11 protein-coding genes and 1 riboswitch are annotated in these 13,488 nt (G+C 39.7%); of the genes, 8 read left to right on the forward strand and 3 right to left on the reverse strand.

Annotated elements, in window-relative coordinates; translation table 11 throughout:
- Positions 1-281: 281 nt before the first annotated feature.
- Positions 282-1,859 carry an esterase-like activity of phytase family protein gene (locus TOL5_RS20055; protein WP_121774323.1) on the reverse strand — a complete coding sequence of 526 codons (1,578 nt, stop codon included), beginning with the start codon at positions 1,857-1,859 and terminating at the stop codon, positions 282-284.
- Between the two features lie 236 nt (positions 1,860-2,095).
- Here TOL5_RS20055 and TOL5_RS20060 point away from each other — a divergent pair, with 236 nt between their 5' ends.
- Entirely contained in the window at positions 2,096-3,373 is a 1,278-nt protein-coding gene (locus TOL5_RS20060) for an O-acetylhomoserine aminocarboxypropyltransferase/cysteine synthase family protein (RefSeq protein WP_121774322.1), read from the forward strand.
- Between the two features lie 93 nt (positions 3,374-3,466).
- Here the strand turns inward: TOL5_RS20060 and phoU are convergent, their stop codons facing one another.
- A complete protein-coding gene (gene phoU / locus TOL5_RS20065) occupies positions 3,467-4,189 on the reverse strand; it encodes a phosphate signaling complex protein PhoU (protein WP_009584000.1) in 723 nt (240 codons plus the stop codon).
- A gap of 387 nt (positions 4,190-4,576) precedes the next feature.
- On the opposite strand from phoU, the gene TOL5_RS20070 reads away from it, so the two are divergent.
- The 7 genes from TOL5_RS20070 to gluQRS all read left to right on the forward strand — a co-directional run bounded on the left by TOL5_RS20070 (position 4,577) and on the right by gluQRS (position 12,170).
- Positions 4,577-5,656, forward strand: a complete 1,080-nt coding sequence (locus tag TOL5_RS20070) for a hypothetical protein (RefSeq protein ID WP_121774321.1) — start codon at positions 4,577-4,579, stop codon at positions 5,654-5,656.
- A 66-nt stretch (positions 5,657-5,722) separates the two neighbouring features.
- Positions 5,723-6,778, forward strand: a complete 1,056-nt coding sequence (locus TOL5_RS20075) for a hypothetical protein (protein ID WP_199934821.1) — start codon at positions 5,723-5,725, stop codon at positions 6,776-6,778.
- A gap of 53 nt (positions 6,779-6,831) precedes the next feature.
- Positions 6,832-6,965, forward strand: a riboswitch (TPP riboswitch).
- A 136-nt stretch (positions 6,966-7,101) separates the two neighbouring features.
- Positions 7,102-8,997: a phosphomethylpyrimidine synthase ThiC gene (thiC, locus tag TOL5_RS20080; RefSeq protein ID WP_004825518.1), complete on the forward strand. Its 1,896-nt coding sequence runs from the start codon at positions 7,102-7,104 to the stop codon at positions 8,995-8,997.
- A gap of 74 nt (positions 8,998-9,071) precedes the next feature.
- Positions 9,072-9,692 carry an NUDIX domain-containing protein gene (locus tag TOL5_RS20085; RefSeq protein ID WP_004825520.1) on the forward strand — a complete coding sequence of 207 codons (621 nt, stop codon included), beginning with the start codon at positions 9,072-9,074 and terminating at the stop codon, positions 9,690-9,692.
- A 9-nt stretch (positions 9,693-9,701) separates the two neighbouring features.
- Positions 9,702-10,511, forward strand: coding sequence for a 3',5'-cyclic-AMP phosphodiesterase (gene cpdA, locus TOL5_RS20090; protein ID WP_121774319.1), 810 nt, complete (start codon positions 9,702-9,704; stop codon positions 10,509-10,511).
- A 208-nt stretch (positions 10,512-10,719) separates the two neighbouring features.
- A complete protein-coding gene (gene dksA, locus TOL5_RS20095) occupies positions 10,720-11,247 on the forward strand; it encodes an RNA polymerase-binding protein DksA (RefSeq protein ID WP_004825526.1) in 528 nt (175 codons plus the stop codon).
- A 5-nt stretch (positions 11,248-11,252) separates the two neighbouring features.
- Positions 11,253-12,170, forward strand: a complete 918-nt coding sequence (gene gluQRS / locus TOL5_RS20100) for a tRNA glutamyl-Q(34) synthetase GluQRS (protein ID WP_058968273.1) — start codon at positions 11,253-11,255, stop codon at positions 12,168-12,170.
- Between the two features lie 107 nt (positions 12,171-12,277).
- Here the strand turns inward: gluQRS and ftsW are convergent, their stop codons facing one another.
- The gene (gene ftsW, locus TOL5_RS20105) at positions 12,278-13,474 is read right to left on the reverse strand and encodes a putative lipid II flippase FtsW (RefSeq protein ID WP_121774318.1); all 1,197 of its coding nucleotides are present in this window, start codon (positions 13,472-13,474) and stop codon (positions 12,278-12,280) included.
- Between the last annotated feature and the right edge of the window lie 14 nt (positions 13,475-13,488).

A 13,488-nucleotide genomic window follows, 5' to 3' on the forward strand; every position in this document is an offset into this window, starting at 1 on the left:
ATTTTCAAACACGCTTTTTCAGATTCGTTCTTCAAAAGAGTTCGACCTAGAATTTTATTCAATCGAGATATGAAATCAAAGTTCGCCTGATATTGCGATATAAACTGTAGATGCAGTCTGGATGTGTTAGTTGGATGACAACCAAATTAAGGCTTGCACAGGACTAAAACTGGTGGCTATACATTGCATCAAGGTATGAGTATCGTTTTTATTTTAATGCTTACTGTTATTCAACACATAAGATTGAAAGAGCCGTCAATTTGACGGCTCTTTCAAAGTGCTTATTGCCCTTTCAAATTCAATTTATCCATGATGTATAAGGTATTGATATCGACTCTTGTTCGCGCTGTATCCAGATATTTTTGCTCCATTCCTTTTGCATTACTCCACAATCCTAAATCATCATCGTTTAATACACCTAAAGTGGTGTTATTAATCAACCATATGCCTTCTATTTTGTCATGTGGATATTTCACCGCTTTGCCCATATCGAGTACCAATGTTTTGGGTGCTGGAACAATATTCAATGCTTTTAAACCATCCCAGCCTTTTTCCAACTGGAATTCTTCCAGTGTTTTACCCGCGATCGTTAAACCGATCTTGTCATCCTGTTTGAAATCCTTTTGATCTTTAATATCTTCTAAATTGGTGGCTTGAGTTAAATCAATACGATAAACATTTTTAATTACCTTTGTGGTGTCTTTATAAAAAAGACCGTCCCGTTCCAGCACTAAAAATTGTGTTGCACTTAATGCAATAATCCCGGAGTTGGAGTTCTCAGGAAGTTCTTGCTGATAGAGATATTGTGCAACCTTACCTGTCTCAAGGTTAATGGTCACTATACGAGTCAATGTTGATTTATTGACACTTTTATTCGGCAAACTCATGGTCGACTGCATAATGCCCACCAAAGTTTTTTGATCTGGTGTAATGGTGAGCCCTTCCATTCCTCGATTGGCACGGCGATAACTAAATTCATTAGGTAGCGTCCATTGATTACGTTGATCTGCCTTGAATGGATTAATTCGCCCGATTTCCTTGCCATTGGCATCAAAATGTACAATATGTGGACCGTATTCATCACTGACCCAAAACGTGCCATCTTGAAGTGCAACTAGCCCTTCACTATCTAAGCCATAATCATCCAATTTGATGGGATTGTTCACTGCATCAAACGGTTTGGTTGGATCTACAGTAATCACTTTACCATTCACATCATAAGGAGTTTCTCCAGTCCCCCCAAAAGCTGAGGTATTGGGTAAACCTGAAATATCTTTACCATTACGGTCTTTCAAATTAATGGTTTTGATTAGTTTAACGGTGCCATTGTCCTGAATTTCAAACAAACCAATTTTGGGAACATAGTTAGGAATCGCAAACACTTTACCTGCACCATACAGCTTGTCAGTAAAGTCAGCATTCGGTCCTCGATCTGTCAAAGCATAGAATTGCTTTTTATTTGTCGGGTGAGCAGTGGCATCAGAACCAAAACCACCTTGACGAATATCAAAGCTACTATCAATGGTCGTGCCATTTGCATCATGTCGTGCGAGTACAGTAAATGGTAATGCGACGCCTTGAGCAAATAAATTCGGTTTACAACTGTCCTCATTTTTTGTGACTTCACTGGCTTCCAGTTGACCATTTCCATTCCTATCTACCCCGCTTTGAACACGTGTTCCTCCCATCACACAAGCCTCATCGCCAAAGGCTAAACTTATACTTTGAGTAAGTGTTTTGCTGTTGGTTGAGTCTTTATTATCATCATCTGAACATGCTGTTAAGCCGAATAAACTACATAAAACTAAAGTTAAAGTGGTTTTACGAATTGTCAGTTTACTTATCTGTGCTTTATTCATTGTACTTAGTGCCTGATTTAATGGAAATTCCAATACTAATTTCGGCAAGTGACATCAACATGACAGTGACTCAATTAAGCGATATTCGGTATTTACATATTCAATTCTGTGTAAACGGCACATTGCTAAGACTTTGTCTTTATCTTTTTTTATGATTTTAAAATATAGAAACCCTTGTTTACTTCATATATTTATTTGTTACACTCTATTGAATTTTAATAAAAAGTTGACGGAATATGACTTATAAAGACGAAACACTTGCCATTCACGCAGGCTATGAACCGGAAGCAACAACCAAAGCCGTTGCTGTTCCAATTTATCAAACGACATCCTATGCCTTTGATAATACCCAGCATGGTGCAGATCTATTTGATCTCAAAGTTCAAGGCAATATTTATACCCGTATCATGAATCCAACCACAGCTGTGCTTGAACAACGTCTGGCTGCACTTGAAGGTGGAATCGGTGCTTTAGCATTGGCTTCGGGCATGTCAGCAATCACCTATTCGATTCAAACCATTGCTGAAGCTGGCGATAATATTGCATCTGTATCGACGCTATATGGTGGAACATACAATTTATTTGCACATACTTTGCCGAAACAAGGCATTGAAGTACGTTTTTTTGATTATCAAAATCCTGAAGCACTGCGCAACCTGATTGATGAAAAAACCAAACTGGTCTTTATTGAATCAATCGGCAACCCATTGGGCAATATTATCGATCTTGAGGCGATTGCCAAAATCGCGCACGAATACGGCGTTCCTGTCATTGTTGATAATACTGTTGCTACCCCTGCCTTACTCAAGCCTTTTGAACATGGTGCTGATATTGTCGTACATTCTTTGACGAAATACATTGGTGGTCATGGCAACTCCATTGGCGGCGCCATTGTAGACAGTGGGAAATTCCCTTGGGGTAAATATCCTGAACGTTTTAAAGTCTTAAATACACCTGATCCAAGTTATCATGGTGTCAATTATGTAGAAGCCTTAGGTGAAGCCGCATATATAGCGCGAGCGCGTGTTGTGCCTTTACGTAACACTGGTGCTGCGATTAGCCCACTCAGTGTATTCCTTATTTTACAGGGCTTAGAAACGCTCAGTTTACGTATGGAACGTCATACTGAGAATGCACAAAAAGTTGCAGAATACTTGCAAGCACATCCTAAAGTGCAATGGGTCAACTATGCCGGTTTAAAAGACCATCCACAACATGCCTTAGCTCAAAAATATGTCAAAGGTAAACCATCTGCCATCTTATCTTTTGGAGTACAAGATGGTCGTGAAGGTGGAACTCGTTTTATTGATGCCCTACAACTCTTTACTCGTTTAGTCAACATTGGTGATGCCAAAAGCTTGGCATGTCATCCAGCAACCACGACTCATCGCCAACTCAATGAAGAAGAATTAAAAGCGGCTGGGGTCAGTATTGATATGGTTCGCTTATCTGTAGGCATTGAACATATTGATGATTTGATTGCAGATTTAGAGCAAGCCTTGGCACAAGTTTAATTCGTTGAGTTGATGTTTTTTCAAAACCGATGCCCCAACAAAAAGACCTGAATAATTCAGGTCTTTTTGTTTAAGTCTTTAGGCTACGTTAAATTATTTTCCTTGAACTTTTTGTTCAATTTCTTCAATGTTGGTATGACGCACATCAAAACCTTTCGCCATATAAATGACTTGTTCTGAAATATTACGTGCATGATCACCAATACGTTCCAATGAGCGCAATACCCACATCACATTAATAACACGACTAATATGTCGAGGATCTTCAATCATATACGTCATGAGTGTACGTGTTGCCGACTGATACTCACGGTCAATATCTGCATCTGCCAACAAAACTTTTAATGCTTGTTCAGCATCGACACGGGCAAAAGCATCCAAAGCATCATGAATCATGACACGAACTTGATTGCCAATATGGCGTGTTTCCATATAGCCACGAGGTGACTCACCTTCTTCGCACAATGTCTGTGCAATACGGGCGATTTTTGCGGCTTCATCACCAATCCGTTCTAAATCCGTGTTTGCCTTACTCATCGCAATCACCATGCGCAAATCAATTGCCGCGGGATGACGACGTGCCAAAATCAAGGTCAGTGCTTCATCGATTTCACGTTCATAACGGTTGACGGTATTGTCTTGAAACTGCACATCTATTGCCATATTGGCATTGGTATCTAACAAAGCATGCACCGCATTTGCCACTTGTTGCTCTACTAAACCACCCATGGTCATAAATTTGGTATTTACATCCTGTAGATCTTCATTGAATTGTGAAGAAATGTGATGGTTTAATACAGGATTACTTGGGCTCAAAGTTTGATACTCCACAGGCAACAAATGCGACTTTTTAGACTTAATATTAAACCATAGCAATGATGAACATTTTATGACAAGTATTTTTCTTTTAGATGAACTTTCATTGAAGCAATGTTGATTTTTCATCTTCAAGATTTAGCTCAAATCATAGCACTCACTTTATATAATTTATATATACTGACATTTAATTTAAGATAAACCGCAGGCTTATTTTTAGGCAAATTATTCAATAAATGAACGCTGCATAGCCATAAAAAAATTTGCCATTTCCGTTAAAATCGTAACGTTTCATTATCACAAAACTACAAAATATTTCATTTATTTAGCTTTGATTCAGCGACAATAGCAAAGTACCACATTGAGCTTCCTTGTTATATCGGTCTAATGAAATTTCCGCGCAACCCTATTCATTATCTCATTTCGAGCATACTCGTAGTTTTGAGTGGCTTGGTGGTGGTCGCGTGTCAAAAACCAACAACGGATATCGTACAAGAGTCAAAGGAAGCACCAAAAACAGAAAATCCTGTTCCTGATCTGACGCAAATTTGTCAAAATCTAAAAAATGAAATGTTGGCAATTAATCCGCAAAGAACAACTTTAGCGATTGAACAGGTGAATCAAGACATTCGCATGTGCTTACCTTTGTTAAAATCTACAGAACAAATGGAACTCATGCATCAATCCAAAAAGATGTACCAACAATTTCTACAAATAGATCGAACATCAGAACAACAGCAAGCATTTGAAAACTATGTGTTAGATCAGGCAGCATATCCCACCATTCAGCAGAATAAATTTGAACAACTCAATTTGCGCGATCAATATTTATTGCGCCATAAAGGACAGGCTTATATTGAGTTAACAGACCAGACTGAGGATGCAATCAACTATCGCCGAAGCCCGCAGTATTTGGCAAAAGTTTTTGCACCTTATCTGCAAGCACCTGAACAAGTATTTATCGAAAATCTGGCAGAGCAAAATGCGCAACCGCTTTTCAAAAATAATAAATTGAACCTTGAGCCTGATGAAATTGCCAAGCGCGCTAAATTTTGGCAAGAATATCTTGTGACGTATCCAAATACCATTTTTCTTCATGACGCGCGCTTTTTAAAAAATGCTTACAGTAGCTTGTTATTTTTAGGTACAGAAGGCTCGCCCATTTCGATGAATTTTGAAAATCAAAATGATATAGATGCCTCAAGTTGGTTGGTCATCGAACATTTGTCTAAAACAAATGAAGGGGAGCTTTCAGCCCAAGCCAAGAAATTTATACAATTCGTACAAATGACGCCTGAACAACGCCAACAAAAAATTCAAATCAGTGAAAAAGAACGCTTAAAATTAGAAAATCGCCCTCAATTATTGGCACTTTCTCAACTCAATCAATATTTAAATTTAAGTCCAATTGATTTTAAACATGTCAAAAAAGACTGCTTTAGTGATGCAATTTGTTCTAATACATAGATTTCTTTTCAGCTCAATTTTTATTATCCTTTCACTATTCAAAAAACTCACAACAATTGTCATACCATGAACTTTCTACAAAAAAGTGTTCCATTTACTGCTATTTTTATTTTCACCTTGCTCAGTGCTTGTCAAAAACATGAAAATAATCAAAAAACTGAAGCAGTTAAAACTTCTACATCTGAGATTGATGCCACTCAAGCCTCTCGTCCTAAAGGACCTGCTCAAGATTGTAGCCAGATCGATTCAAGTATTCAAAAGTTAGAAAAAACAGTGGTTGCTGAGGATTTGCATGATCTCAATCAATGGTTTAGAAACTGTTTATCAACTGTACCCTTAAAAACTCGTTATCAATGGCAAGCAAAATCTGAAGACATTTATCAGAAACTTGTGATGGATGCTTCACCTCAAGTATTCCAATATTTGACTGATTCTCTTGCAGAAGGTCAGTCTATGACAGCAAAGCAAAAACAAGAACTATATAAAAAGTTAAAACCGAGTGAGAAATACTTGGTAGATCATGCAAAAGACTTATATGTAGAAAAATTTTATGTGGGTGAAGGTGAATATACGTTTACCCGAAATCCACAATATGATCTCGATATTTTTGCACCCTCTTTAGAAAAATCAGATCAAGTTTATTTTAAACAAATCCGTAAAGAGTATACAGGAGCAAACTATATACTGGATGCTGGATTGGCAATTAGTTTTGATGAAGTCGCCAACCGCTTATTATTTTGGGAAAAATTCAATAAAGACTACCCTAAAAACCATTATAAACCTCAAGTTTCAGAAAACATTGAACAATATCGTCGTGCTCTTTTTCAAGGCGATGACAATACCCGTACCCTATGGTTTGATGATGACAAAATTGCAGATGAAGAAGCCATGAAAGCTATTGAGAAAGTTGCCAAAAGCCAAACGGCAAGCCGTCAGACTGCACAAAGCTTCCTAAATTTGATCAATAAGAGCGAAACGCTTTGGCAACAAATGCCAAAGCCATCTAGAGAAAATACTCAAGATGAAACCCCTGAACAACAAAGCATTCAAGAGCAACGTACAGCATTTGAACAAAAAATAAGAAAGCAGGTTGAAGAGATTCTTGCTCAAAAAAATAATTAAATTTGATAGGAGCATGTCATCACATTCCCGATGAAAACATGCTAATATTTAAACATCGCTTGACGGAGCGCGAGTAATTCCTCGCTGAGATTTAGTCAGTTTTGCACCTCCTTGCCAAAACTTAAACTAAAGTACCGTTGAACCTGATCAGGTTAAGACCTGCGTAGGAATCAAGCATCTAAAAACTGACAGCCCAAAGTTTATCTATTTTTGTAGAAATACAGCGCCATGCTTATGGTCATTGTGTTCCATCAAATAGACTAAATTTGCCACCGTTTTTGGTCGTGCTTGATTCGTTGATGTCATTCATAAGGATCATTGTAATGAACCAATTAACGAATCTATCCCCTGCTGATCAATTGGCTCAACATGAGCAAGAAGCCAAAGATCTCACTCGAATTTTACCCGCATCTAAAAAAGTCTATATTCAAGGTTCACGCCCTGACATTCAGGTTCCGATGCGTGAAATTGAACTCACCGATACCCCTACAGGTTTAGGTGGGGAAAAAAATCCACCAGTGATGGTTTATGACACATCAGGGGTTTATACCGACCCGAATGTCAAGATCGACCTCAATCAAGGTTTGCCCAATGTTCGTGAAACATGGATTGCTGAACGTAACGACACTGAACGCTTAAATACCCTAACGTCTAAGTTCGGACAAGAGCGCCTCAAAGATATTCGTACAGCTGAAATCCGTTTTGCGCATATTCAAAAGCCTCGTCGCGCCAAAGCAGGACATAATGTCAGCCAAATGCATTATGCCAAGCAAGGAATCATTACCCCTGAAATGGAATATATTGCGATTCGTGAAAATCAACGTCAGCGTGAAGGCGTCGATATGCGTCAACATGCAGGACAAAATTTTGGTGCACATAATCTGATGGAAATCACGCCTGAATTTGTGCGCAAAGAAGTTGCTGAAGGTCGCGCCATCATTCCTGCAAATATTAACCATCCAGAATGTGAACCGATGATTATCGGACGTAATTTCTTGGTTAAGATCAATGCCAATATTGGTAACTCTGCACTGGGTTCATCGATTGATGAAGAAGTTGCAAAAATGACATGGGCAACGCGTTGGGGCGCAGATACCATTATGGATCTGTCGACGGGTAAAAATATTCATGAAACACGTGAATGGATTATTCGCAACTCTCCTGTGCCAATTGGTACTGTTCCGATTTATCAAGCACTTGAGAAAGTCGATGGTGTTGCAGAAGACCTGACATGGGAAATCTTTAAAGACACTTTGATCGAACAAGCAGAACAAGGCGTGGACTACTTTACTATTCATGCAGGTGTGTTATTGCGCTATGTTCCATTAACCGCAAATCGTTTGACGGGGATTGTGTCACGTGGTGGCTCAATTATGGCGCAATGGTGTTTGGCGCATCATGAAGAAAATTTCCTTTATACGCATTTCGATGAAATCTGTGAAATCATGAAAGCCTATGATGTCTCGTTCAGTCTAGGTGATGGTTTACGTCCAGGCTGTATCCAAGATGCCAATGATGAAGCACAATTTTCAGAATTACGCACCTTGGGTGAACTCACCCATCGTGCATGGCAACATGATGTTCAAGTGATGATTGAAGGTCCAGGGCATGTTCCAATGCATATGGTCAAAGAAAATATGGACTTGCAACTTGAAGTTTGTCAGGAAGCACCTTTCTATACACTTGGACCACTGACAACGGATATTGCACCTGGTTATGACCACATTACCTCTGCGATAGGCGCGGCAATGATTGGTTGGTATGGTACAGCAATGCTGTGTTATGTCACACCAAAAGAGCATTTGGGATTACCCAACAAAAAAGATGTTAAAGACGGCATCATCACGTACAAAATCGCCGCACATGCAGCAGATTTAGCTAAAGGTCATCCAGGCGCACAGGTACGCGACAATGCGCTCTCTAAAGCACGTTTTGAATTCCGCTGGGAGGATCAATTCAATCTGAGTTTGGACCCTGATACCGCTCGCTCTATGCATGATGAAACCATGCCGAAAGAAGCACATAAATCAGCGCATTTCTGCTCCATGTGCGGACCGAAGTTTTGTTCGATGAAAATCACCCAAAATGTTCGTGACTACGCACAAAATCAGCAACATGCTGAGCAAGCGACTTCAAGCCAAACGGTGATAGAGGATGGTCTTAAAACCATGAAATCTGTCTATCATGAGCAAGGACAAAAGTTGTACCACAAAGTGTAAAGTTAAAAAAAACTTTTGCCTTTGCCTATTTCTCAGTTAGGATGAAGTGAATATGTTTCATCCTAACTACACACATGAACATCATTCAGCAAGCAACTTACACCCATAACGATGTAAAAATTCAATCTCGAGAATATGCTTTTCAGGGCTTTGTTCAAGTCGAAAAAGTCAGCTTGCAGCACCGATTATTTAACCAAACCGAATATACATCAAACATCCAACGTGAGTTAGTTCGTCGCAAAGAAGCCGCGGGTGTTTTGATTTATAATGATCAACAACAAAAATTCGCACTGATTGAACAATTTCGCGTTGGTGCAATTGATGACCCGATCTCACCTTGGCAATTAGAAATTATTGCAGGGGTATTGGATGGTGATGAATCTCCAGAAACCTGTATTCGAAGAGAAAGTCTTGAAGAATCTGGCTGTGAGCTTGAACATATTCAAGCTCTTTTTAGTTTCTATCCATCGGCTGGCGCATGTGATGAAATTTTTCATCTTTATACTGCTCAAGCGGAGTTGCCTGCCGAAGGCGGTATTTTTGGAATGCCCGATGAAGGTGAAAATATTCAACTTCATATCATCGACTATGCAGATCTTAGTATATTATTACAAAGTAATCGTTTAAAAAATGCACCAGTGATAATGGCTTTACAATGGCTACAACAGCACTTGCGTACACTTGAAAATGTCTAGGGGAAAGACATGCAATCAAAGATATTGCAGCAAACCGATAAAGATAAAGTGATCATACAGATCACAGATACACACTTAATGGATAAGCCTGATGCAAAGTTTGTCGGGATCAACCCTGAGGAAAGCTTTCATGCCGTTATGGAAGATGTTCAGCAGCGCTTTCCAAATGCTGATTTGATTCTACATACTGGGGATTTGGCCCAAGCAGCTTATCCGGAAACCTATGCACGCTATTTAAATTATATGCGGGGCTTTGGTATTGATTTTTATCATATCCCAGGAAATCATGACAATCTGAGCTTTTTCCCCTTTCATGTACCTGAACCAGAACCCACAGTGATTGAGCTTGATCAATGGTGCATTATTCTGCTTAACAGTACAGTGAGTGGGCGTACAGATGGAAAGATTCAACCTGAACAATTGGTTCGCCTAAAAAAACGCTTAGAGCAACTTCGAGACAAATTTGTGATTGTTGCCTGTCATCACAATCCTTTTGAAATGCACTCAAAATGGCTAGATCAACACAAATTAAAAAATGCCGATGAATTAAAAGCAGTGCTCGAACCATTTAACAATATCAAGCTATTATTACATGGGCATGTACATCAAGAGTCTTATAACGAGTGGAATGGCATACAGTTTATTTCTACACCAGCCACCTGTGTCCAATTTAAACCGCTTAGCCAAGAGTTTTCATTTGACCCAATTGCACCTGGTTACCGTTGCTTACATTTAAAAGCCAATGGTGAGTTTGAGACCTTTGTACATCGACTTGACCACTTCAATGTTACAATTAATGAAGAAATTTCAGGTTACTAGCTTTTCATTTTGTTTTTTTTCCATTAAGTTATTCGTCCAACAAGATATGCAGAAAGTCGAAGTCAGGGCGAGATGACTTTCATCTTTGTAAAAAAATCTATATGATGACGCCCCCGATAGATTCATTCTGTTGGTAGTGATAAAAATACTTGCATATCACCATATTTTTTGCGTATAGATAGTACGTATATGATGAGGAATGCCCTTTATGGCGAATGACAACCAAAATCAAGTCTTGGATGAGCAAACAGCATTGACGGATGACAAGTCTGCAAAGCGTGTACGCAAAGCCAAGCCAAAGACCAATGAAAACGGTACTACAGCAAGTCTATTCGGTATCGAGCCTTATCAGCCAAAGAAAAATGAAGAATATATGTCTGAGGGGCAGCTCGAACATTTCCGTCAAATTTTGCTGGCTTGGAAGGCAGAGTTAATGTCGGAAGTGGATCGCACTTTAAACACGATGCAAGACGAATCTTCTTCTTTACCTGATGTAAACGATCGTGCAACACAGGAAGAAGAGTTTGCAATTGAATTACGTACTCGTGATCGTGAACGTAAATTGATTCGCAAAATCGAACAGTCTATCGAAGCCATTAAAAATGATGACTATGGTTTCTGTGAAACGTGTGGTATCGAAATCGGTTTACGTCGTTTAGAAGCACGTCCTACTGCAACTTTATGTATCGACTGTAAAACACTTGCAGAGATCAAAGAGAAGCAAAACAACGGTTAAACACTGTGTCTGCACATTCCTCCCCGACCCTTCCTGATGTTAAGGAAGGGGGGAAGCATGACCAATATAAAGGACGATTTGCACCTTCGCCCACAGGTCCTCTACACTTCGGTTCATTAATTACTGCTGTTGCCAGTTATTGCGATGCAAAAGCACATACAGGGCAATGGATCGTCCGTATAGAAGATACGGATATTCCTCGCATCTATCCCGATAGCGAACAACACATCTTACAATGTTTAGATGCTTTTGGATTTGAATCTGATGTTGAAATCATTTATCAAAGACAACGCATTGCAATTTATGAATCTGTTATCGACCAGCTCAAACAACACAATTGGGTATATGCTTGTGCGTGTACTCGAAAGATTCTCGGTTCAAACCATATCTATACAGGCACATGTCGAGATAAACAGCTTGAGTTTAAAGATCAAGCCATTCGTGTAAAAGTCACAGATCAAAACATTTGCTTCCATGATCGTTTGCAAGGGCTACATTGCTCTAACTTACAACATGATCTTGGTGACTTTGTCCTTAAGCGCCGTGACGGCATCATCAACTATCAATTGGCAGTCGTTGTAGATGACTATTTACAAGGAATTAACCATATCGTACGTGGTTCAGACTTATTGGATAATACTGAACGTCAAATATGGCTAGGGCAACTTCTTGGCTATCCAGCAATTGAGTATATGCACCTTCCGCTCGCCATGAATGAACAAGGTCAAAAGCTCTCAAAGCAAAATCTTGCTCATGCACTAAATATTGAAAATGCAGCGCCGCTACTTTCACAGGCAATTCTCGCATTGGGTCAGGCACCTGTAGACTTAGATCAGCCTGCACACATGTTGGCTCAAGCTGTGCAACAATGGGATATTTCACGTATCCCCCAAGGCATCCATTTAACCGGCATTTATCAATAATTACAGTGCTTATATCAACAATAAAAATGCTATAAGTTCACAGCACATCTCACAAAAAAGCCATTTGATCACAAATGGCTTTTGAAGTATTCAAGCTAAGGAAAATTCTAGAAACTCGATTCTTCCCTTGCTGGGTTGGCTTCTTTGGTTGTTGCATCAATTTTTAAAATCAAACTGATCATGACAGCGCACATAATCAAAGATGACCCCCCATAACTAATAAATGGAAGGGTCAAACCTTTGGTTGGCAACATGCCCATATTCATGCCTGCATTGACCAGAATTTGCAGTAAGAAAATAATACTAATTCCGTAAGCCAAATAGCCAGCACGTAAATACTGATGATTTAAAGCGCGCTGACCAATTCGAATACAACAAATCAGCATCACAAATGAAAGCAACAACACCGTCGCAATCCCAAAGAAACCAAACTCTTCACCCAAGATCGCCAACATAAAGTCTGTATGCGCCTCAGGTAAATAAGACATCTTTTGAATACTGTGCCCTAAACCGACTCCAAACCACTCACCTCGCCCAAATGCCATCAAGGCATTGGACAATTGATAACCCGAACCTAAAGGGTCAGCCCATGGGTTAGAGAATGACATCAAACGCTCATAACGGTAAGGTTCGAATACAATCAAGGAAACAAACGCAACCAGAATGGCACCAAAAGCGAAACCAAACTGAATCATCGGCGCACCAGCAAGGAAAAACACCCCTAACATCGATACCGCAATCACCACTGTTGCCCCGAGATCAGGCTCTGCAATAATTAATCCTACCGTCAGTAACATTACGACACCGAGTCGAACCAAGCCTTTAATATTGTTTCGAACCTCTTCAGCACGACGAACCACATAATCAGCAGTAAAAATTGCCATCATCACCTTGGCAACTTCTGTCGCCTGCAAGGTGAAGCCGCCGACACGAATCCAACGTGTAGAACCGTTTACCTCTGTTCCCACCACTAAAACTGCAAGTAACAGTAGAATAGTGATCAACCACAAAGGAAAGGTGTTTTTAAACCACAGATTCAGCGAAATCCTATAGGTCACTACAGCGGCTAGAAAAGCCACCACAATTGAAATCGCATGACGAATGACATAATGGAATTCGTTTTCATGCATCCGCTCCGCATACGGCATTGACGCTGAAGCAACCATCACGGTACCGATACACAATAGTGAGATGACACAAAACAGCAATACATTACGTGGGGTAATTTCTGCGGGCAATTTTGGCATCCAACGTTCATACACTTGATGAAGTTTACTTATTGTCGTCTGAGCTAACCCAGCCATACTTTATTTTCCTT

The sequence above is a fragment of the Acinetobacter sp. Tol 5 genome (genome assembly GCF_019702905.1).
GTDB lineage: Bacteria > Pseudomonadota > Gammaproteobacteria > Pseudomonadales > Moraxellaceae > Acinetobacter > Acinetobacter bereziniae.

Excerpts from the sequence above, each read along its gene's own strand:
- TOL5_RS20055 (WP_121774323.1), bottom strand. The coding sequence starts at position 1,859 with ATGAATAAAGCACAGATAAGTAAACTGACAATTCGTAAAACCACTTTA.
- TOL5_RS20060 (WP_121774322.1), top strand. The coding sequence starts at position 2,096 with ATGACTTATAAAGACGAAACACTTGCCATTCACGCAGGCTATGAACCG.
- TOL5_RS20070 (WP_121774321.1), top strand. The coding sequence starts at position 4,577 with ATGAAATTTCCGCGCAACCCTATTCATTATCTCATTTCGAGCATACTC.
- TOL5_RS20075 (WP_199934821.1), top strand. The coding sequence starts at position 5,723 with ATGAACTTTCTACAAAAAAGTGTTCCATTTACTGCTATTTTTATTTTC.
- thiC (WP_004825518.1), top strand. The coding sequence starts at position 7,102 with ATGAACCAATTAACGAATCTATCCCCTGCTGATCAATTGGCTCAACAT.
- TOL5_RS20085 (WP_004825520.1), top strand. The coding sequence starts at position 9,072 with ATGAACATCATTCAGCAAGCAACTTACACCCATAACGATGTAAAAATT.
- cpdA (WP_121774319.1), top strand. The coding sequence starts at position 9,702 with ATGCAATCAAAGATATTGCAGCAAACCGATAAAGATAAAGTGATCATA.
- dksA (WP_004825526.1), top strand. The coding sequence starts at position 10,720 with ATGGCGAATGACAACCAAAATCAAGTCTTGGATGAGCAAACAGCATTG.
- ftsW (WP_121774318.1), bottom strand. The coding sequence starts at position 13,474 with ATGGCTGGGTTAGCTCAGACGACAATAAGTAAACTTCATCAAGTGTAT.